This is a genomic window from Mesorhizobium sp. M1307 (assembly GCF_040318155.1).
GTDB lineage: Bacteria > Pseudomonadota > Alphaproteobacteria > Rhizobiales > Rhizobiaceae > Mesorhizobium.
Genome location: NZ_JAMYLR010000045.1, coordinates 1 through 20,640, shown reverse-complemented (window position 1 = coordinate 20,640; position 20,640 = coordinate 1). Strand labels below are relative to the sequence as shown.

23 protein-coding genes and 2 pseudogenes are annotated in these 20,640 nt (G+C 62.6%); 19 read left to right on the top strand and 6 right to left on the bottom strand.

Translation table 11 applies throughout. The features are described from left to right. The first annotated feature begins 118 nt into the window (after positions 1–118). Positions 119–472 (top strand): hypothetical protein, encoded by a 354-nt coding sequence (locus NKH16_RS29480; RefSeq protein WP_352465355.1) that lies wholly within the window; start codon positions 119–121, stop codon positions 470–472. Between the two features lie 71 nt (positions 473–543). On the opposite strand, the gene NKH16_RS29475 is transcribed toward NKH16_RS29480, so the two are convergent. Continuing rightward, entirely contained in the window at positions 544–849 is a 306-nt protein-coding gene (locus NKH16_RS29475; protein WP_352472199.1) for a hypothetical protein, read from the bottom strand. 712 nt (positions 850–1,561) lie between these two features. Further along, positions 1,562–2,380 carry a class I SAM-dependent methyltransferase gene (locus NKH16_RS29470; RefSeq protein ID WP_352748710.1) on the bottom strand — a complete coding sequence of 273 codons (819 nt, stop codon included), beginning with the start codon at positions 2,378–2,380 and terminating at the stop codon, positions 1,562–1,564. Positions 2,381–2,752: 372 nt separating this feature from the next. Between NKH16_RS29470 and NKH16_RS29465 the strand changes: the two genes are divergently transcribed. The 8 genes and pseudogenes from NKH16_RS29465 to NKH16_RS29430 all read left to right on the top strand — a co-directional run bounded on the left by NKH16_RS29465 (position 2,753) and on the right by NKH16_RS29430 (position 7,774). Then, the gene (locus NKH16_RS29465; RefSeq protein ID WP_352748712.1) at positions 2,753–3,157 is read left to right on the top strand and encodes a hypothetical protein; all 405 of its coding nucleotides are present in this window, start codon (positions 2,753–2,755) and stop codon (positions 3,155–3,157) included. 3 nt (positions 3,158–3,160) lie between these two features. Next, on the top strand, positions 3,161–3,559 hold the full coding sequence (locus NKH16_RS29460) for a hypothetical protein (RefSeq protein ID WP_352748715.1): 399 nt from the start codon (positions 3,161–3,163) through the stop codon (positions 3,557–3,559). Then, a pseudogene (locus NKH16_RS29455) lies at positions 3,525–4,154 on the top strand (terminase large subunit domain-containing protein); the annotation flags it as partial. The gene NKH16_RS29460 and the pseudogene NKH16_RS29455, both read left to right, overlap by 35 nt. Before the next feature lie 451 nt (positions 4,155–4,605). Then, positions 4,606–5,151, top strand: coding sequence for a hypothetical protein (locus NKH16_RS29450; protein WP_352876632.1), 546 nt, complete (start codon positions 4,606–4,608; stop codon positions 5,149–5,151). 119 nt (positions 5,152–5,270) lie between these two features. Beyond that, positions 5,271–6,026: a phage terminase large subunit family protein gene (locus NKH16_RS29445; RefSeq protein WP_352748718.1), complete on the top strand. Its 756-nt coding sequence runs from the start codon at positions 5,271–5,273 to the stop codon at positions 6,024–6,026. Positions 6,027–6,173: 147 nt separating this feature from the next. Then, entirely contained in the window at positions 6,174–7,199 is a 1,026-nt protein-coding gene (locus tag NKH16_RS29440; RefSeq protein WP_352903160.1) for a methyltransferase, read from the top strand. 3 nt (positions 7,200–7,202) lie between these two features. Further along, a pseudogene (locus tag NKH16_RS29435) lies at positions 7,203–7,499 on the top strand (phage terminase large subunit family protein); the annotation flags it as partial. Positions 7,500–7,570: 71 nt separating this feature from the next. After that, entirely contained in the window at positions 7,571–7,774 is a 204-nt protein-coding gene (locus tag NKH16_RS29430; RefSeq protein ID WP_023675723.1) for a hypothetical protein, read from the top strand. Between the two features lie 38 nt (positions 7,775–7,812). On the opposite strand, the gene NKH16_RS29425 is transcribed toward NKH16_RS29430, so the two are convergent. Next, a complete protein-coding gene (locus NKH16_RS29425; protein WP_352501187.1) occupies positions 7,813–8,103 on the bottom strand; it encodes a hypothetical protein in 291 nt (96 codons plus the stop codon). A 131-nt stretch (positions 8,104–8,234) separates the two neighbouring features. Between NKH16_RS29425 and NKH16_RS29420 the strand changes: the two genes are divergently transcribed. The 4 genes from NKH16_RS29420 (at position 8,235) to NKH16_RS29405 (ending at position 12,601) form a co-directional block, all read left to right on the top strand. After that, on the top strand, positions 8,235–8,828 hold the full coding sequence (locus NKH16_RS29420) for a hypothetical protein (RefSeq protein WP_352748723.1): 594 nt from the start codon (positions 8,235–8,237) through the stop codon (positions 8,826–8,828). Between the two features lie 361 nt (positions 8,829–9,189). Then, positions 9,190–10,353 carry an acyltransferase family protein gene (locus NKH16_RS29415; RefSeq protein ID WP_352748725.1) on the top strand — a complete coding sequence of 388 codons (1,164 nt, stop codon included), beginning with the start codon at positions 9,190–9,192 and terminating at the stop codon, positions 10,351–10,353. A 185-nt stretch (positions 10,354–10,538) separates the two neighbouring features. Then, positions 10,539–12,281: a portal protein gene (locus NKH16_RS29410; RefSeq protein WP_352749418.1), complete on the top strand. Its 1,743-nt coding sequence runs from the start codon at positions 10,539–10,541 to the stop codon at positions 12,279–12,281. After that, positions 12,278–12,601 (top strand): Bbp19 family protein, encoded by a 324-nt coding sequence (locus tag NKH16_RS29405; RefSeq protein ID WP_352749421.1) that lies wholly within the window; start codon positions 12,278–12,280, stop codon positions 12,599–12,601. Before NKH16_RS29410 ends, NKH16_RS29405 begins: the two co-directional genes overlap by 4 nt. Before the next feature lie 222 nt (positions 12,602–12,823). Here NKH16_RS29405 and NKH16_RS29400 read toward each other — a convergent pair whose 3' ends face one another. From NKH16_RS29400 to NKH16_RS29390, 3 genes are all read right to left on the bottom strand, one after another. After that, complete coding sequence (locus tag NKH16_RS29400) at positions 12,824–13,141, bottom strand: YMGG-like glycine zipper-containing protein (RefSeq protein ID WP_292654509.1); 318 nt, start codon at positions 13,139–13,141, stop codon at positions 12,824–12,826. Between the two features lie 195 nt (positions 13,142–13,336). After that, entirely contained in the window at positions 13,337–13,738 is a 402-nt protein-coding gene (locus NKH16_RS29395) for a type II toxin-antitoxin system HicB family antitoxin (protein ID WP_352541138.1), read from the bottom strand. A gap of 4 nt (positions 13,739–13,742) precedes the next feature. Further along, positions 13,743–13,931, bottom strand: a complete 189-nt coding sequence (locus NKH16_RS29390) for a type II toxin-antitoxin system HicA family toxin (RefSeq protein ID WP_352749424.1) — start codon at positions 13,929–13,931, stop codon at positions 13,743–13,745. A 107-nt stretch (positions 13,932–14,038) separates the two neighbouring features. Between NKH16_RS29390 and NKH16_RS29385 the strand changes: the two genes are divergently transcribed. The 6 genes from NKH16_RS29385 (at position 14,039) to NKH16_RS29360 (ending at position 20,530) form a co-directional block, all read left to right on the top strand. Next, entirely contained in the window at positions 14,039–14,611 is a 573-nt protein-coding gene (locus NKH16_RS29385) for a hypothetical protein (protein WP_352749426.1), read from the top strand. 207 nt (positions 14,612–14,818) lie between these two features. Continuing rightward, a complete protein-coding gene (locus tag NKH16_RS29380; RefSeq protein WP_352749429.1) occupies positions 14,819–15,727 on the top strand; it encodes a hypothetical protein in 909 nt (302 codons plus the stop codon). A 23-nt stretch (positions 15,728–15,750) separates the two neighbouring features. Beyond that, positions 15,751–16,740: a Coat protein gene (locus NKH16_RS29375; protein WP_352749432.1), complete on the top strand. Its 990-nt coding sequence runs from the start codon at positions 15,751–15,753 to the stop codon at positions 16,738–16,740. Positions 16,741–16,941: 201 nt separating this feature from the next. After that, positions 16,942–17,187 (top strand): hypothetical protein, encoded by a 246-nt coding sequence (locus NKH16_RS29370; RefSeq protein WP_031211513.1) that lies wholly within the window; start codon positions 16,942–16,944, stop codon positions 17,185–17,187. A 290-nt stretch (positions 17,188–17,477) separates the two neighbouring features. Continuing rightward, complete coding sequence (locus NKH16_RS29365; protein WP_352638328.1) at positions 17,478–18,080, top strand: phage connector family protein; 603 nt, start codon at positions 17,478–17,480, stop codon at positions 18,078–18,080. Further along, positions 18,077–20,530 carry a phage tail protein gene (locus NKH16_RS29360; RefSeq protein ID WP_352749435.1) on the top strand — a complete coding sequence of 818 codons (2,454 nt, stop codon included), beginning with the start codon at positions 18,077–18,079 and terminating at the stop codon, positions 20,528–20,530. The genes NKH16_RS29365 and NKH16_RS29360 overlap by 4 nt, the downstream gene beginning before the upstream one ends. Positions 20,531–20,640: the final 110 nt, after the last annotated feature.

Below are 20,640 nucleotides of genomic sequence, written 5' to 3'. Positions count from 1 at the left end.
AAGCGACAGCTAAAGTACGAGCGTTCGAGGTTTATGCTTTTTGTAGATGCGCCTGCATTCCCTCTGTACTTCCAACATTCGGCGGGCTAAGCAAGACGCGGGTCTTGAGGGGGAATTCATGAACATCGCCACGCGTTTTGCTGCCGCCATGATCGGCACGTCTCTGCTTGCCGGCTGCACTACCTTGACCGAAGGCGAATTCAACACGATGCATACCACGCTTGAAGGCAGCCCTGTCACCAAGCGCGTGGCGATCAACGAATGCATTGCACGCGAGAGGTCCACGCCGCTCAACGAAAGAAAGACTTACGCAGCAATCATGAATGTCAGTGTCGCAAAATACGATAGCGCCTTTTGTAACCGGCTCTTTAATGCCGTTGCTAATGGCAGGCTGACTTACGCCGACTACCGCAGGCTTTCCTCGCCGGGGGCCGACAGCAGCAAGTTGATCAAGATCCTGCAGGGCCGCTAGCAGGCGCCGCCAGCAGTCTTGCCACCCCGCCGCGGCAAGCCGTTGTCGCGGCGTCAGTTATGATCGCCGCGTCACATCTGGTCGTTGTAAGGTTCCTTGATCTGACCGACCATGCGCGCCAGTTTCGAGAAGGACGGCATGTCCGTCTCCGGCTGACATTGATTGGCCAACTCCAGCAACCGGATCGGGAAGTTGACGGCATCGCGGCTCGACGCCGACATGCCTTCGGACCTTTCCTCGTTGGTCTCGCTGGCTTCGGCCTTGCGCAAGGCGATGTCTATCTCTTCGACGGAGACCACGCCCTTGCGGACCAGGACCTGATTGATCGATGCGATGGCCATCAGCAGGCCTTCGAGTTGCAGATTGGCGACGTTCATGGCTTTTGCTCCCATTGGCTGGGGTTCAAACGCGCGAATGCCTGTTCTGATCCGCGGCTGCGGCTGCTCGTCGGCCGGTGAGATGCCTCGGCAAATGGAGGAAGCGCCAATTGCCGACGCTGCGTTCGCGCCCACAAAGTGGCTGGCGGGCAACGCGAGGCGCCGAAGAGAATTCGGTTCTTTTGTCGCAACGCCACATTTTGTTCTTGCTTTGTGCCGGCAGCTATGCTACTAATTTGGGTATGGTGCTAATTGGCTCCAACGACCCGCCCACAGAGGCGGGTTTTTGTTTTCAGGCTTCTTTTTGATCGAACGTCGCTTGTGTTGCCGGCTTTAAGTCGGCGGGACAGCGCCCGGGACAGTACCCCCCTCTGGCCTGCCGGCCATCTCCCCCTCAAGTGGGGAGATTGGCGGTTTCGGCGTTGCGCTCTTCCTGCAACGTTGGAGATTGGCGAAAGCCGGCGCGAAAGCCGATCTCCCCCCAAGTGGGGAGATGTCCGGCAGGACAGAGAGGGGCGCGAAGGAATGCAGCCTAGCGGTCTTCTTGGAAGGTCAATCGGGAGGCGGACAAGGCGAGGCGCTGAACGGAATTCGCATTTTTCTGCCGCCGTGCCACATTTTGTTCTTGCTTTGTGCCGGCAGCTATGCTACTAATTTGGGTATGGTGCCAATTTGGCTCCAACGACCCGCCCGCCGAGGCGGTTTTTTTGTTTCAGGCCGGTTTGGAGACGATCACGGCGAGCGAGGCGAGTTTTCCGTCACTCAGGCTTCGGATGTAGTTGCGGCGGCGCTGCAGGAATTCCGCGCCCATGACGACTTCATTTGCCTGCTGCTGCGCCGGCGAGGGCACGATGCCGGAATTGGCCCTCTTCAGCGCCAGCTCAACATGTTCGCCGGTTTCGTCGACGATTTCGTCGATGCGAAATCCGGCATCGACAAACAGGGTTTTCAATTTTTCCCGATCGGCGAGGTGGCTGGTCGCCGCAGAAACCGCCCAGGGCATGGGATAGTAGGGCTCGCCGCCGGCGAGCACGGCTTCGGTCCAGATCAGCCTGCCTCGCGGTTTCAGCACGCGCCAGGCCTCGTCGATGACCGCGGCCTTGTTCTCGATGTTCATGCCGACATAGAAGCAGATCGCCGCATCGAAGGTGCTGTCGCCAAAAGGCAGTTTCGTTGCGTCGGCCTGATGGAAGCGAACCTTGTCAGACAATCCGCTGAGTGCGGTCAGTCGGCTCGACGCGGCGACAAAGGCTGGTGTCAGGTCGATGCCGTCGACCTGGCAGCCATAGGTCGAGGCCAGAAACCTTGCCGGCCCGCCAATGCCGCTGCCGATATCCAGGATCCTATCTGTCGGCGAAGGAGCAAGACGGGCCACATGCTCCCGCGTGGCGATCAGTTCGCGGCCATGGAGCTGATCGAACGGATAGAGTTGCGCGGCCGCGAGTTTTCCGGCCGGGTCGGCGTCCGGGATCGCGGCCAATATGCGATCGACGATGCCGTCGCTGCCGTAGTGACTGGTGACATTGCCCATGACGCGTTCCCCTCAAGCGCAACCACCATCCCATCAACACAAGTCTCACGCAATGCCCGCCCTTTTCGCCCCTCCTTCCAGCCGTTCACCGACGAGGGTGCGAGGTCGTCAGTGGATTTTCTTCCACTACGCCACATTTTGTTCTTGCTTTGTGCCGGCAGCTATGCTACTAATCTGGGTATGGTGCCAATTGGCTCCAACGACCCGCCCGCCGAGGCGGGTTTTTCATTTCGGGCTCCTGTTCGACCGAATGTTGCGTGTGCTGCCGAGGTATGTCGGCGCGAATGAACGCGACCGACTATCCCGGTCCGCAACCACCTATCGTCCATAGATTTCCCAACGCGCCCGTGCGCCCACCCCAGAGAACACCCCATGTCCAACCGTTATGCCACCATCATCACCGACGATGACGGCCGCGAGGTCGTCAGCGCCATTGGCGAGTTTGCCGGCGCCGCACCCTATGCCCGCCATGGCCGCTTCGAGCAGGTGGCCGCAGGCGTGCGGATCGGCATGGTGCGCGGCGGTACCGGCGATGCGGTCGGCGGCTTTGGCTTCCCGTCGGGAGCACTCGACGGCAAGGCGGTGGCAATTCTCAGGGCAAGGCTGAACGCCTTGCCCGACGCCGCTGCGATGAAGCCCGGCACGACGACTGATGCGAAACCCGCAAGCCAGCCGCGGAAGCCGAAGTCGGCACTCGCCGGCAAGAAGGCCAGGCCGCGCAAGCGCATCGTGCGGCCAGGCAACAAGAAGCCGATGTCCGCCGGGACGGCGGAGTAGGGCATGGCCAAGGCTCCTTCCGCCGGCGATCCCCAGCCGCACGATCAAGCACCCGGCAGCCGAACCAGGCGGCCGAAGAAGACGCTGGCCGATGGTTTCCTCGAAGCGATCCGCGCCGATTTCCGCGCCCATGGCGCTGGCGTCATCGCCGAGGTGCGCGCCGAAAAGCCCGATCAGTATCTGAAGCTCGTGCTGTCGGTGCTGCCCAAGGATCTTAATGTCAACATCAACAATCTGGATGCATTGAGCGATGACGAAATCAGGCAGCGCATCCGCGGCCTCGAAGCCGTCCTTAGGCCGTTCCTCGAGAAGCCGGGCTTCGCAAAAGGCCTCGCACAGCCGGGCGGCAAGGACGGAATATCTCAGCCTGCTGGCGGAGCTGGACCGCAGGCGCCGCACTAACCAGCTTGCCGCCTATCGGCCCTATCCCCGGCAGGCCGAGTTCCATGCAGCCGGCGCGACCAATCGCGAGCGCCTGTTCATGGCCGGCAACCAGCTCGGCAAGACCAGGGCCGGCGGCGCCGAATGGGCGATGCATCTCACCGGCCGCTATCCCGACTGGTGGCAAGGCAAGGTTTTCGATTGTCCGGTTCGGATGTGGGCGGCCGGTGTCACCGGCGAAAGCACGCGCGACAACCCGCAGCGCATCCTGATCGGCCCGCCGCAGCAGCAGGCGGCCTGGGGCACCGGCATGATCCCGGCCGACGCCCTCGTCAGCACGATGGCGGGACGGGCGCCGGGCGCGCTCGACAGCGTCGTGGTGCGCTGGGGCGGCGGCGGCGACGTCCAGGCCGGTGAATCGGTGCTGTCGTTCAAGAGCTACGAGAAGGGTCGCGAGAAATGGCAGGGCGAAACGCTGCACGGCGTCTGGTTCGACGAGGAACCGCCGCTCGACATCTATTCCGAAGGGCTGACCCGCACCAACGCCACCGGCGGCATCACCATCGTCACCTTCACGCCGCTGCTCGGCATGAGCGATGTGGTGCTGTTGTTCTTGTCGGCGGAGGAGGTGGGAGGGATGGGCAAGGGCTAGCATTGCAGAACTTGGGTTCCTCGCCCCACAAAGTGGGGAGAGGTGGCCGCGCAGCGGCCGGAGAGGGGACTTTGGCAAGCACCAGACGCTGGCTCTCTCGATTGTTGTCTGCACAGGTCGGCGCAATTCCCCTCTCCGTCTCGGCTTCGCCGAGCCACCTCTCCCCACTCCGTGGGGCGAGGAACCCAGGCTTTTGACCGACCGCGTCATATTCTTTGTCAAACAACATCATCCGTCCAGCGCCTGCCACCACGATTCAATGCCGCGAGGGCGCACAATGACCCGCCACGTCACCTTCATGACCACCGACGATGCCGGACACTACACGCTGCGCCGAGATCATCGCGGTTGCCAAGTCACGATCCGAAACTAGACTGACTGCGTTGGGCGGGAGATCACGACTATGAATAGGCGGATGGTGTTCATCGGCGGCCTGTCTTCAATTGCAGTATCATCAGCGGGCAGAGCAGAGATGTCAGCGACCTTTCCTCCTGTCCCGAAATGGCGGCCATCGTTTTCGCAGCCCATCGATCGCATCGAAGAGCGCTTTGGCTACTACTTCAACCAGGAGCGTGACTTTGCCATCCTTGAAAACGGCACCTGTGTGCTGACGGAGGCTGGTCTTTCCGATGGCGCTGCATCCTTGGCAGCCATCCAGACGCTTGCCGAGATCTACAACTACCACCCGGACATGAAACCGTCTGATATGGACGATGGCAATTTGTTGGTCAGTTACAATCATCCTGCCTTCAACGTCGTGCTGACCGACATTGCCAAGGCGCATTGGCCAGAGATCGAGGCTCGCCACCAGGACGGACTGACGACCGACGAGGTGTTGTTCACGCCGCTCGGGCAGAACGTATTCGATGATTTTGGCAAAAAGGCGCTGCTAGGCCGGTGCTACATGTTCATGGATGCACAGGCGCCGAAAGTCGTGCGCATCAAACGTCGGGCGATCTGATCCCGACTTTTCGACCGGCTCCGTGGCAGGTGTTCCGAGCGATGCAAACGGAGCCGCGAGGCGGGGCATTGAAGCGCGCACCCGCCCACCACGATTCAATGCCGCGAGGGTGAAAAACAATGACCCGTCACGTCACCTTCATGACCATCGACGATGCCGAGCACTATACGCCGCAGCAGCGCGCCGAGATCATTGCCGCCTATCCGGCGCATGAGCGTGAGGCGCGGGCCAAGGGCATTCCGGTGCTCGGCTCCGGCCGCATCTTTCCGGTGGCCGAGGAGCTGATCGCCTGCGAGCCGTTCCGGCTGCCGCGCTATTGGCCGCGGCTCGGCGCGCTCGATTTCGGCTGGGACCATCCCTCGGCCGCGGTCGAGCTTGCCTGGGATACCGAGGCCGACGTCGTCTATGTCACGAAGGCCTGCCGCGCCTCGCAGCAGACTCCCGCCATGCAGGCGCTGACGCTGAAGCCGTGGGGCGAATGGCTGCCCTTTGCCTGGCCGCGCGACGGTCGTCGCGAGACGCTGGAAGGGGCGGGCACCGCACTTGCCAGGCAGTATTCAGCACATGGGCTCAACATGCTCGCCAGCCATGCGCAGTTCGCCGACGGTTCCGTCTCTGTCGAGGCTGGGCTGATGGAGATGCTGGACCGCATGCAGAGCGGCCGCTTCAAGGTGTTTTCGACGCTTTTGCCCTGGTTCGAGGAGTTCCGGCTCTATCACCGCAGGGATGGCCAGGTGGTGAAATTGCGCGACGATCTGATGGCGGCCACCCGCTACGGCGTGATGATGCTGAGGGAGGCGCAGGTCGACCCGGCGGTGTTCAAGGCCGCGCGGCGCAAGGCCGGGCAGGCCGATCCGCTGGGGGCGTTTCGGTGAGGAAAATCGGGAGGGAGGCAATGCGCTCCGGCTCCGATTGGAAAACTGTAGTGAACGTCCGTGGACGTGGTGTAGCATCGAATGATCCCGCTCAAGGGACGCATCGGCGTGGCCTCACGGGGGCGTTCGCCGATAGGGGAGGCTCAGATGCAAGACGGAATTTCTCCAGACCACATACTGCAAATTGGCTTTGGGTTCTGGCCAGCCAAGACATTGTTGAGCGCCGTGGAACTGGGACTCTTCTCGCTGCTTGCGGACGGCCCCAAAACGGGCCTCGAACTGCAAGGCGCGATGGGGCTGCATCCGCGCGCAACGTATGATTTTCTCGACACCCTCGTCGCGCTCGGATTGCTGCAGAGGGACGGCGCCGGTGAAACCGGCAAATACGGCAATACGCCATCGACCGCGCTGTTCCTGGTCAAGCGGAGCCCCCAATACATCGGTGGAATCCTTGAGATGGCGAACGCACGACTGTATCGGTTCTGGGGCGATCTCACACCGGCATTGCAAACCGGAAAGCCTCAAAACGAGATCAAGGAGACAGGCAAGTCGATGTTCGGCGAGCTCTATGCGGACCCGGCGCGCCTGGAGCAGTTCATGGACGCGATGAGCGGCATCTCCATGGGCAATTTCACGGCGTTTGCCGAGAAATTCGACTTTTCCAAATATAAGACGCTGGCCGATATAGGCGGCGCAACCGGGCAGCTTTCGGCCATCGTCGCGGCGCGGCATCCGCATATGCAATGCCGGACGTGCGATCTCGCCGATGTGCAGCCGATCGCCGAACGGCGCTTGACGGAGCGCAATCTCGGCGGCCGGGTCATCGCCGAGACGATCGACTTCTTCGCGGACGAATTCCCCAAGGCGGACATCATCACGATGGGAATGATCCTTCACGACTGGAATCTCGAGAACAAGAAGATGCTGATCGCCAAGGCCTATCGTGCATTGCCGACCGGCGGCGCGCTGGTCGCCATCGAGAACATCATCGACGATGAACGCAGGCAAAACGGCTTCGGTCTCATGATGTCGCTGAACATGCTGATCGAATTTGGCGAGGCGTTTGACTTCACCGGCGCCCAGTTCACCGAGTGGTGCAAAGAGGCAGGGTTTAGTCGCTGCGAGATTATTCCGTTGGCGGGACCTGCAAGCGCAGCAGTGGCTTACAAATAGAGGCTTGGCACCCGCGCGCAGTTCGCCGACGGTTCGGTCTCCGTCGAAGCCGGGCTGATGGAGATGCTCGACCGCATGCAATCAGGCCGCTTCAAGGTGTTCTCGACGCTTTTGCCATGGTTCGAGGAGTTCCGGCTTTATCACCGCAGGGACGGCCAGGTAGTGAAGCTGCGCGACGATTTGATGGCGGCGACCCGCTACGGCGTGATGATGCTGAGGGAAGCGGTGGTCGACCCGGCTCTGTTCAAGGCCGCGCGGCGGAAGGCGGGGCAGAGCGATCCGCTGGGGGCGTTTCGGTGACGATGCTTGCGTTTATGCACGCCCGGCGGCAAAACGACGATGTAGCGGCAACATCATATTAGGGGGGCAATATGGAATCGGAAAACTCGCTGCTCGGGATATTCATCTCCTGGATGCCGATGCTGATTTATCTCGCAGCAAGCCTTTGGGTAACGATCTGGCTCACCTTCAAGCTGATCCGCGTTCAACAGGCGATGGTGCAGGCGCAGGAAGGCATTCTCGCCAAGCTGACCGAGATCGACAGCCGGATGTCCGCGAAGATACGCCAGGACTGAGATTCGCGGCGGACGCATAGGACGAAGCGCCGAAAAGCTTAGCCGGGCTCCTTAGCCCATTCGCCGCCGCTGCCATGATAGGTCTCTGCGGAGAGCAAGAAAACCTGTGCGCAGGTCGTGCAGCGAAAGCGGTAACGAAGCAGATCGTCCCATGGTCCATCCGGGTTGAGATCCGAAAGCGGGATGACACTCGACATAGGACCACCCGGTACTTCCTGCAGAATACCGTCGCGTATGGCCTCTTTGGCCATCGTGATCGCCGCCGCGAGACGACCGGTGCTAAAGATCGTACGGGTCTCCTCGATCGGCGCGCAGTTACTACAAGTCATGCGCTTGTTCCCATAGGTACATCCACAAGTCACAGGCCAAGGAAATCCAGACGGCAAAGAGAGTCAATCTAGCTTGGCGCCTCGTTTCCCTAGGGCTCTCCGCTTCGCAGCGTGCCGGAAAGTGACCCAACATGATCCTCCGCATCATTCCCGCCACTTTGCGCGACCTCTCCTACATCGCTGCCAACCTCCGGCTCGAGGACCGGGCCGAGATCGATTGCCAGTTCGACCACTGGTCGCCGGCGCTGCTGGCGTTGACGGCGCTGCAGGGGTTTGCCTATGTCGCCGAGCTCGACGGCAATCCGGAGGCCGGCTTCGGCGCTGCCGAGCAGCGCAGCGGGCTGTGGATCGCCTGGAGCTGGGGCACGCGCCGCATGAGGCGCTGCGTGCCTGGGATTACGGAATTCTTTCATGCCGTGCTCGGGCCTGAAGTTGCCGCGCGCGGCGCATGGCGGGTCGAGGCGCGAGCGCTGGCGGCCAATCAACTGGGGCTGCGCTGGCTTGCCCGGCTGGGCGCCACGCAACGCTGCCGCCTGCCGGGCTATGGCAGGAACGGCGAGGATTTTCTGCTCTACGACTGGATAAGAAGCTCTCATTTCGGAGAAAACCATGTGTCTTTTTCAAAAGCCGCCGGCGCTGAAGCCGTTGCCAAAGACACCGACCATTGCCGACAAGGACGTACAGGCGCGCGAAGCCGCCTTGCGGGCCCAGCTTGCGGCCAATGACGGCACTGCCGGCACGGTGAAGACCGATCTGTCGCCCAGTGAGCTCACCGGCCAGCGCCGCGTGCTGCTGGGGGTGTGACATGGGCGCCATGAGAAGAGTGTTCCGCAACCGCGTGCTCGCTTGGTGGTACTGGCGCCGGCATGCAAGGTTGAAGAAGAGATAGACGGGAGCTTGCCTGCCGGGATCGCGTAAGCCGCGATCCTTCGCGCCCCGGGTGTTCAAGTGCATGCCTCTACAATTGCCCTCCGGTGTTCCGCGTTTTCCGTAACAGCACAGCGCAAATCGTGTTCCTTCCGCACGGTTGACATTCCTCCCTCAGCCGCCATGCTGCATTGCAACATGGCCATCGAGGAGTTCGGCATGACGGAGGTCCGGTCATCGCGCATCGAGTGCCTGGACGGGCTTCGGGCGCTTGCCGCGATCTGGGTGCTCATCGGGCACTGCTTGTTGTTGACCGGCTGGCAGATTCCTATTCTCGGCGAACCGGACCTCGGCGTCGATCTGTTCATCATGCTGTCCGGCTTCCTGATGGTGTTCCACTACCAGCTGCGCCAGGACAAGGAGCCCTGGCAAAGGCCGGAAACCTGGCTGAAATTCTGGACCCGCCGCTATTTCAGGATAGCGCCGCTGTTCTACGTCATGCTGTTCGCTGCCCTGGCGCTTGGCCCCTATCTCTACGGGTCGAGAATGGTCATCGACGAGTTCCTGCTGCGGTCGCCGCAGGCGCCCGAGCGTTATCTCGACAGCGGCCTGAAGAATATCGGCGCCCATCTGCTGTTCCTGTTCGGCCTGGTGCCGAATTTCGCCTATCGCACGCCGCTGCCCGATTGGAGCCTAGGCTTGGAGATGCAGTTCTATGCGCTGTTCCCGGCCATTATGCTGCTGGTGCGCAGGCTTGACTGGCTATGGGCGGCCATGCTGGTCGCGGCGATCGGCAGCGCGATCGTGTTCTTGATGGGACAGTTGTCGGTGCACTTTCCGATGCCGTCGTTCCTGCCGTTGAAGATGCAGATTTTCCTGTGCGGGATGCTGCTGGCGGGCGTCGTCCATCAAAGGCAGAAGCGGCCTTTCGTGCATCTGGCACTGGCCATGCTGCTGGCGGCGCTGCCGTTCGGCGGCGGCTATGGGCTGAGCAAGCTGTTGATGCGGGAAGCGCTCGTCCTGGGGTTCTTTGCCCTGGTTCTCTACCGGATGCTGCCGGGAACGATGGGCATCGTGGCCAGAAAGATCGCCATGACGCTCGCCAACAGGTTCTTTCATTTGATGGGTGAGCTTTCCTTCAGCATCTATTTGATCCATCTGCTGGTTCTCCAGCCGGTGGCGGCTCTGGTCATCACCCAGTTCGGCCACGAGCTGTCGGCGCCGTTGCGCTTCGCGGTCGTTGTTGTCGTCGTCTTGCCGGTGGTGTGCCTGCTGTCCTGGATCACCTATACGCTGATCGAAGTACCCGGCCAGAAGATGGGGCGTTTCGTGGTGCAGCGCTTTGGGCGCAAAGCCGCGCTGGAGACGACGCCGGCGGAATAAGGCGCTGCCGATCTCCCCCCTTGAGGGGGAGATGTCGCCGAAGGCGACAGAGGGGGTCGCCGGTCCACGCGAGACGACCCCCTCTGTCCTGCCGGACGTCTCCCCCTCAAGTGGGGAGATCGGCCGCTTCGGCGTGCCCGCCATTTCTTTCTTTTTCCCATTGAGTTTATCAAGCGAGGCTGACCATGAGCGATTCCCGTGCTCGCGATATCCTGTCGCGACAGGCAGAACTGGAGAGCGAGCGCAGCCAGTACGAGCATGTCTGGGAGGCGGTGTCGGAATTCTGCGATCCCGATGCGCCCGACATGTGGAGCGGCAGCCGAAAGGCCGGCTTCGATTCGCAGGCCGAGCGGCAGGAGCGGCGCGGTGCGCGGGTCTACGCCAACACCATAAACTCGGCCGCCAACCGGCTGGCCGCGGGGCTGGAAAGCCTGATCATCCCGCAGTCGGAGAAATGGCATGGGTTGTCGACCGCGGCCATCAACGACGAGGAGACCGACGAGGAGAAGGAATGGGCGGAAGCGCTGCGCGATTTCCTTTTCTCGCTGCGCTACTCCGCCAATTCGAACTTCGTGCCGGCAACGCAGGCTTGCCTGCGCAATGTCGTGCGCTACGGCCCGGCCTATCTCTATGCCGAGGAAGGTTTTGGCGGCACGCTGATCCGCTATGCCTCGATCCCGGTGGTCGAGGGCTATCTCTCCCGCAACCGCTGGGGCCAGGTCGATATTTTCCACCGCCGCTACGAGCGCACGGCAAGACAGGCGGCGCAACTGCTCGGCTACGACAGACTGCCGGCGCGGATCAAAGTTCTGGTCGACGACCCCGCCAAATGCGAGACCAAAATCTCGCTGATCCAGTGCATCCAACCGCGCGACGAGCGCAAGATGTACAGCCTCTCCGGTTCCTACCAGTATCTGGATACGGCGTTCGCTTCCTATCACGTGATCGAGGACGAGGAGGTGATAGTCAGGGAAAGCGGTTTTCGCTCGTTCCCGGTGTCGTGCTTCAACTGGCGCCGCTACGAGGGCGATCCCTACGGCATCTCGCCGACCATCGAGGCGCTGACGACGGTGCGCGAGGAGAACGCGGTGCGGCGCTCCGGCCTTCGCGCGCTGCAGCAGATCACCGATCCGGCGACCGCCTCCAAGGCTCGCCTCGACTATGTGCCGGTGCTCAATCCCGGCGAGAACTATCCCGGGCTGATCGACGATGCCGGCCGGCCGCTGATCGCGCCGATCGCCACCGGCCAGAACCCGACCTATGCCTTCAATTACGCCGACAGCCGGGCCGAGGAGATCCGCGACATGATGTTCGTCAACCTGTTCCAGACGCTGGTACAGAACCCGCAGATGACGGCGACCGAAGCCTTGATCCGGCAGGAGGAGAAGGGCGCGCTGCTCGGCCCCTCCGGCTCGATCATCCAGGCCGGCTTTGCCAGCAATCTCGACCGCGAGCTGGGTATTCTGGAAGACAAGGGACTTTACGAGGAAGACAGCCGCTTCCTGCCGCCGGCGAGCCTTGCCGGCAAAGCGTTGCGGCCGACCTTCACCGGTCCGCTCGACGTGCTGCGCCGTTCCGCCGAGGCGCGCGACACCATCCAGGTTGTCACCACCGCCATGCAGATGGCGCAGTTCGATCCCGGCGTGATGGACAATATCGACGGCGACGCGGCGCTGAAGATCGTGCAGGGCGCCGGCCGCAGTCCGCAGCGCATTTTTCGCCGCCAGGACGAAGTGGCGGGAATACGCGATGCCAGAGCCAAGGCTCAAGCTGAACAGGCCGGCATGGCGGCGATGGCTGCCGCGGGCAAGGTCGCCAGGGATGCCGTGCCGGCGGCAGTGCAGGCGCGCGACAGCGGCCTGCTCGACGGGCTCGGCGGGCTGATGCCGCAGGCTGCGCAAGATGCTTCGGGCGGGCAGGGCGTATGAGCCAAAAACGCTTCGCCCATTCCAGCCAGGCCGGCGGCCCGGCCAAGGCGCAGGATGCCCTGGCCAAGGCCTATCTCAGGGTGTTCTCGGGCCAGGACGGCGAAATGGTGCTGGCCGACCTGGCGGCCGCAACCGGCTATTACCGCCGCCCGTCCTATGGCGAATGGTTGGCCAAGACCAAGACGCCGAACGGCTTCGAGCTGCACAGCGCGCTGAGCAATGCCCGCGCCGAAGTGGTGCAGCATATTATGGGGTTTTTGACGCTGGACGAGGCGCAGTTGGCTGCGCTGGAGAAGGCGGCGAGGCTGGAGGGGAGGTAGGATAAGGTCCGAAAGGCGCGAGGCGCCCCCCTCTGGCCTGCCGGCCATCTCCCCCTCCAGGGGGGAGATCAGCAGCTTCGCCCTAGCCGCCAATCCTGCAACGTTGGTGATTGGCGGAAGCAGACAAGATACCCCATCTCCCCCCTTGAGGGGGAGATGGCCGGCAGGCCAGAGGGGGGTGCTGTCCCGCCGGCCTTGTCGTGATTTGCAACCCGCGCCGGCTCAATAATCGCCGTTGTAATAGCGGTCGTCGCAGGGGGCGGTGTAGATGCGGCCGCTGGTGCGATCCTGATAGCGGCAAAGCTGTTCGCTGCGCGGCTGCGGCGTGGTGGCGTTGCCGACGACGGCGCCCAGCAAGGCGCCGGCTCCGGCACCGATGACCGTGCTCTTGGTGTTGCCGCCGATCGCCTGGCCGGCAAGCGCGCCGGCGCCGGCGCCGAGCAGCGCACCGGTGCTGGTTCTCTGCTGTGCTTCGGTCTGCGCGCAGCCTGCCAGCGCGGCGGTTACGAACATGGCGGCAATGGCTCTGGACATGGTCATCGTCTGATACTCCCTTGAAGTCTATGAACTAATTCGCAGGCTGATTTTGCCAAGTACGGTCGCATTTGCGGCGGAACATAGGCACCGTGCCTCACGAAATAAGACATGGTTGTTTTTGTCTGACGGCCTGATCCGCAAAGAAAGTAACCGAACAAGACCCAAAGAGCTTCATCTCCAGTCGCGCCTTCGAGAGCGCTACGCTGCCTCGATCTGCATTACCTTTTTCGCCGCAGCGGCCAGAAATCCGGATCGGCTGTAGCCGTGGCGCTCCGCATATCGGTCAATCTGATCGAGGACATCTTCCGGAATGGTGACGTTGACACGCACGACCTTCGCAGCTTCAGCTTTCAAGGGAACCAGGATGGCGACACCGCTCAGATTGTCCTTGTCCGACATCACTTCCTCCAGGGATGACGGCTCGGGAATGGCCTCGCCATCCTCGACCAGCCCCTCGACATGAAAGGCCAGTGCTTCCCCGGCCATGGCACGGGCATCATCCAGGTTGACGCCGGCTGTCACCAGGCCCGGAAAATCGGGAAAGGAGACGCCGAAGTCGCTGTCCGCTTGCTTGTGGATCAATCCGATATAGTTCCGCATTTCTCTACCTCAGCTTCACGCCGGATTGTTTTTCAATACTCTTGAGAGTGCCGATCGGGATGTCGCGCTTGGGATGCGGAACTGTCAGCTGGCCCGGCTTGGATTTGTGCTTGAACTGGGCGTGACTTCCTTTTCGAGCCACTTCGTACCAGCCATCCGCCGACAGCCTGTGGATGACATCGGCGCCCTTCATGTTGTGTATAAATACACATAAATCCAAATGTCCATGAGCTTTTGCCGCTGTTGCGTGCGGCGGCCCAGCCGACCCCGTTTTCAATCCCGCAAGAATGGAGAAATCAAATGACCCGAGGTCTTCCCCGGACGCTTTCGCGTGCCGCCGCCAGAGAAGCCGGCCTTGCCCCGCCCAGGGCGGGGCTTACCGCCAGGACGACTGGGCAGGGCGGCGCCTACCGCACCGTCTTCTCCTTCAATGCCATGCCGGTGCCGGTCACCGATGCGCAGGGCTTTGCCAGCCAGAAGCTCTTCGACTTTCTCGATGGCAAGGTCCGCATCAAGGGCGGCACGGCAAGACTGCAGTTCGCCGTGCTGACGCCGCGCGCCTCGACCATCAACGACAATGCCGCGCTGACTTGGTCGCTCGGCTCGACGGCAGCATCGAGCGCGGTGCTTGCCGGCACCATGGTCAATGTGCTGGGCGCGACCGGCCGCACGCTGGATGGCGCGGGTGCCGCGCCGTCGAGCGCGTCGATTGCCGATGTTGCCGCAGCCTTGACGCTCGACGGCACCGTGACGCCGGTCGACCTCTATCTCAACCTGGCGTTTGCGACCGGCACCGATATCGACGCCGACGGCACGCTGGCGGTGTCGGGCACCATCACCCTGCTCTGGGAGAACTGGGGCGATAATGCGTAGGCGCTAATCTTCCCCCTTGAGGGGGAGATGTCGCCGAAGGCGACAGAGGGGGTCGGTTCGACCGGGCGCGACGCCCGGCGACAGATGAGGTCGGCGCTCCACGCGCGGCTACCCCCTCTGGCCTGCCGGCCATCTCCCCCTCGAGGGGGGAGATACCAAGCGTCGCCATCGGCTCTCCTCTGAAACGTCAACAAAAGGAATCTTCTCATGACAGATCTGGCAGACGCCGGGTCCGTGGTGGCGGCGCCACCGGCGGGCAACCTTGCACGGCCACCGGGCAACGGGGACAACGGGTCCGCCCCGCCTGCGGCCAAAAGCTGGTTTGACGGTCTTTCCGAAGGCAACCGCAAGCTTGCTGAAACCAAGGGCTGGACCAAGCCTGAAAGCCTCGATCGGGTCTTCGCCTCCTATGCGGAGCTGGAGCGGCAGCAGGGCGAGAGCCTGCGCGTTCCGGCAGCCGATGCAGCCGCGGAAGACTGGGACAGGTTCCATGCCCGGCTGCCCGAGGCGATGCGTCCGCTGACCTCACCCGAGAAGGTCGAGTACCGGCGCCCCGACGGGCTCCCCGAAAACTTCGCCTATTCGGACGAGCTCGCCAATGCGTCCAAGGCCTGGGCGGTCGAGGCAGGTGCTACCCCGAAGGTCGCACAGGCCTATCACGACCGCTTCGTCGGCTACATGGCCGAGCAGGCTAAGGCACAGCAGATCGCCCTTGCCCGCTCGGTCGAGACGACGCATGACGACCTCGTCAGGGATTGGGGACCGACCGGCAGCGATGGCTTTCGCCAGAAGCTCGAGGTCGCCAACCGGGCGATGAAAAAGCTCGGCCTGGTCAATGCCTACAAGGCGAAGGGCATCCTTCTGCCGGACGGTGCCTTGACCGACCCGCAGATCGCCAAGGCGTTCCACGCCATCGGCGAGGCGATGTTCCGCGAAGACACGATCGACGGCGGCACGGCCTTGAGCGGAGGCAATCCCTTCAAGCGCAATGCCGCCGGCGAGCGCAACCTGACTGGCATCTCAGCCCTGGTCAAAAGCGACCCCGCCCGCGCCCGGCGGCTGGCACGCGAGGCCGGCGAAAATCCCGACCTGTGGATGCCCAACAATCCTCTTTAACCCAAACCTGAAGGAAGACAAAAATGGCAGACGCCTATACCCGTATCGCGGACGCGATCGTTCCGTCCGTCTATGCGCAATACTCGTTCGAGGAGCACGTCCAGTCGCTGGAGATTTACCAGGCCGGGATCCTGTTTTCCGACCCGTCGATCGCCTCGAAGCTCAGCCTGGGCGGACGTTCCGTCGACATGCCCGGCTGGAAGGACCTCGGCAACGATCCGTCCGAGCCGGTCAACGACGACCCGGCCGACTCGATCGAGATGAAGAAGATCGGCGCGCGCCGCGAAGTCGCGGCCCGCAATGTGCGTGCGCAGGCCTGGGGCATCCCGGACCTGACCTCGATCCTTGCCGGCGACGATCCGCAGAAGCTTGTCGTGCGCCGCCAGACCGACTACTGGCAGCGCGCCAACAAGCTGACGCTGCTGGGCATACTGAAAGGCGTGCTGGCCGACAACATCGCCAATGACGGCAGTGACCTGGTGCGCGTCACCGGCGCCTCCATCGTCGACACCGACATCATCGAGGCCGCCTACCTGATGGGCGACCGCGCCGACAAGTTCAAGACGATCTGGATGCATTCGAAACAGATGAAGGCGCTGAAGCTCGCCGACCTCATCGACTATGTGCCGTCGTCCGAGCAGGGCGGGCCGCTGATCCCCTATTACATGGGGCTCAGGGCTGTCGTCGACGACGACATTCCGGTTGCCGGCGGCGTCTACACGGCGTTCATGTTCAAGGACAAGGCAATCCTGTGGAACGAGCTGCCAGTCAATACCGAAGGCGGCCCGCTCGAGTTCGACCGCAAGCCGCGGCAGGGCCATGGCGGCGGCGTCACCGAAATGGTCGGCCGCCGGCATTTCGTGCCGCATGTGCCGGGCACCCGCTTCCTCGATGCGTCCTCGGCCGGCGAATTCGCCACCGATGCCGAGCTGGCACTGGCGGCAAACTGGGACCGCACGGCGTCGAGCGTCAAGCACATGACGTTCATCGCGCTGAAGACGACCGAGGCCTGATCGGGCGAAGGGGCGGGCGTCAGACGTCCCGCCCCTTCGGGACACCAGGTCGGCGAATCCCAAGTTCACCCGCTGCGCTGCGTCGGAGTGATGTGAATTTTGGCGTTCGCTACAACATTCATGTTGCCCTTTGGCCAATCGACGGCACCAAACAGTTACAAGAAAGGGCGATGCTGCCTTGTCTTGGTAAGGGAGGTCACCATGAACATGAAGTACAAAACAGTTCAGGAAGTGCTCCGAAAAGCGGGCATTGTCATGAGCAAGAAAGGGGAAGTTCATCGCATAAACTTCTTCAGCGGCCTGGAAGACACCGCCTACTACACGCCAAGTCTTCAGGACGCCCTGGACAGGGGCTTGGCTTTGGCGGGAGGTGCCGGAAGGGTGAAAGCAAGCGTCTTTGCCAAGTCAGCTGAAACAGGGATCTCGACCGGCGCACACGTCGGCTGACACAATTCAGGCAAGACATCGCCGCGTTGCGCGGCGGTGTCGTGAAACTGCAATAGCCGAAGCATTGCCGTCTTCCTTGCTCGAATGGGAAAAAGACGGCTGACGAAGCGTCTGCCACGCCGTTTCATGACGGGCGGGTGGCGTCGTGACGGCCCCCGTGCACGAGACGTGCAACGTTCTGCCCAAGCCACAAATCACAAAAAATCCCCAGCCGCTTCGAAGCGGCTTTTTGCCGTGGAGGCACCATGCCCCGTTTTCTCCGACCAACCATACAGACAGAGGCCTGAGCCATGGCCATCACCCCGCTCGACATCGCCAACATGGCGCTCGCCGTGCTCGACGAGGCGCCGATCGAAAGCCTCGACCAGGACGCCAAGGCGGCGCGCCTGCTCAATCTGCATTTCGACCTGACCCGCGAGGCCGAATTGACCAAGCATGCCTTTGTCTTCGCCATCCTGGCGGCCTCGGTCGCCGGCTTCGACACCGGCGGCGGCGCTGGCACGCTGAACTTCGCCTATGAGCTTCCCGCCGATTGCCTGCGGCCCTTGCCGCTGACAGGGAATGGCGAGCCGGATGGCGTGCCGCTCTCATGGCGGCAGGAGGCCGGGCTGATCTATTCGGATCAGGCCGGGCCGCGCATCATCCGCTATGTCGCCAACCTGACAGACCCCAACGACTGGGACGCGCTGTTCACCGAGGTGCTGGTGGCGGCGCTCGCCATCAAGATCGCGCATCCGTTGACCCACAAGTCCGGCATGATCGACGTCGCACGCAGCGCCTATGACAGGGCGCTGGACGCCGCCTACTCGGCCAATGCCATCCAGCGCGGCGGCAGATTTTCGACGACGTCCTGGGCTTTCCAGCGCGGCGACAGCCGGGGCGTCGGCCGATGACCACGCTCTATCCGATCCAGGATGCTTTCATCCGCGGCGAGATTTCTCCCCGCTTGCATGCTCGCGCCTCGCTCGAGCTCTACCGGGCGGCGCTGTCGAAATGCACGAACTTCGTCACGCTGCCGCATGGCGGCATCAGGAAGCGCGGCGGCACGTATTTTTGCGCCCAGGTGAAGGCTCCGTCAAAGGCGACACGGCTGATCCCGTTCATCTTCTCGGCCGACCAGGCCTATGCGCTCGAATTCGGCGATCTCTACATCCGCGTTTATGCCTATGGCGCGCGTGTCGGCACGGTCGAAGTCGTTTCGCCTTATCCCGAGGCCGATCTGTTCGACCTGCAATTCGTCCAGTCGGCAGACCAGATGTGGATCACCCACAAGGGTCATCCGGTCAAAGTGCTGACGCGCACCGCGCACACGACCTGGACGCTCGCCGATTTCGTCTTTCTCGACGGCCCTTACGACAAGATCAACACCACCGCCACGACGTTGACGCCGGCCGCAACCGGCAACGCCATGCCGGTCATGGTCGCGAATACGCTGCCAAGCGGCACGGTCAGCAACAGCAACGGCTCATCCGACGTGTGGCAGGTGTTCGATGGCGACAAGCAGAAGGGGGAGAACATAGCGGGCTTTCCGAGCGGGTATCTGCGCTACCAGTTCGGCGGCGGGGCCAAGACGGTCGACGCCTACTGGATTACCGCCACGAATGATCACTCAGACACTGCATCGCCGACCCAGTGGCAATTCCAGGCCTCGCACAACGGCACCGACTGGACGACGCTCGACAGCCGGGACGGAGAGACCGGCTGGTCCAAGTCGGAAACCCGCTTCTTCGACGGCTTCAACAACACGGTTGCCTACGAATATTATCAGCTGCTGTTTTCAGGTGGCGGCAGCGACGGAACCGCTATCGCCGAACTGGCCCTGCACGAATACGCGCCGTCGCAAACGCCGTTCGATCTTTCGGCCTCCTCGATCGTCGGCATCAACGACGGCATCGGCTTCCAGACCAGCGATATCGGCCGTGCCATTCGTCTGCTTGCCGCGGATGGCTTCTGGCGCTGGGCCAAGATCGTTGCCCGGACCAGCACGACGGTGGTCACGGTCCAGTTGTACGGGCATGCTCTGCCCGATCTCAGCCCGATCATTCGCTGGCGTCTCGGCACGTTCGTGCCCGGCAAGTATGTGCAGAGCGGTTCGCTTTACGAGGAGCGCCTGGCGTTCAGCCGAAAATTCTCGGTCTATGCCTCGCAAACCGGCGATTTCGACAACTTCGCCACCGGTGAGAAAGACACCGACGCGCTGGAATTCGTGCAGGCAGGTGGCGGCCAGGCCAACGACATTACGTGGGTGGCGGAATCGGACGGCGCGCTGATCATCGGAACGCTTGGCGGGGTGAGGGCGCTGTCGGGTTCCGGCATCGACGAGGCGCTGACGGCGTCCTCGTTCAAGAACCGCCGGTCGCGGACTTTCGGTTGTGCCCCGCTGCGTCCCGTCGATGCGGGGCAGTCGTTCCTCTATGTCACCCGCTCCCGCAAATCGATCGCCGAGCTGACGCAAAACGCCACCGGCCGCTTCACCTCCGACGATGTCGGTCAAATATCGGAGCACATTCCAAAGAAAGGCGTCGTCGAACTCGCCTTCCAGACCGACCCCGACCCGCTGCTGTGGTTCCCGCTCGGGGATGGCGAACTCGGCGGCTACACGCACCAGCCGTCGCAGGACGTTCGCGGCATGCACATCCACCAGATCGCCGGAAGCTTCGCAGGATCGAACTGGGCCGTTGTCGAAAGCGCCGTGGTGACGCCCGGCCAGGACGGCAACGACGATCTCTGGCTGATCGTCAAACGCACGATCGGCGGCGTGACCAGGCGCTATATCGAAATAAAGACCGCGCCGTTCGAGTATGGCGGGATCGGCGATGCATTCGAAGTCGACTGCGGCCTGACCTATTCGGGCGCCGCTGTGGGCACGGTCTCAGGGCTTGATCATCTCAACGGCGAAACAGCCGACGTCCTGGCCGATGGCAAGGTCTACAAGGGCCTTGCTGTGGCCGCTGGCGCGGTCTCGCTGCCCGGTGGGGCTACGGCAGCCAAATGGCAGGTCGGGCTCGGCTACCAGTCCGAAGCCAACACGCTGGAGCTCGATGTCGGCGGCCGCGACGGATCGATCGTCGGGCGGCGCAAGAAGGTGGCCAAGCTCATTCTTTCGCTGCTGGAAACCGACACAACCGGGCTTCAGGTCCAGTCGTTCATCCGCGGCCGCTGGGAGCAGGTTCGCATCCCGTCCGTGGTCGCACCCGACGGCATGGCGAAATTGTTCACCGGCAATGTCGAGGTGCCGATCGACGATAGCTGGGAAGGGCAGGGCCGGGTGAAGATCCGCCACGTCAATCCAACGCCCTGCACGATCAGGGCGATGACGCCGGTGTTCGACGCCGAGCCTTAGGAACTGCTGATCTCCCCCCCCCTCGACTAGGGCGTATACACATCTTGCTGCGACGGATTGACTCGGTTGTGACGTGTCGGATTCCGCCGGCGTGTGCTGTATGATTCTTC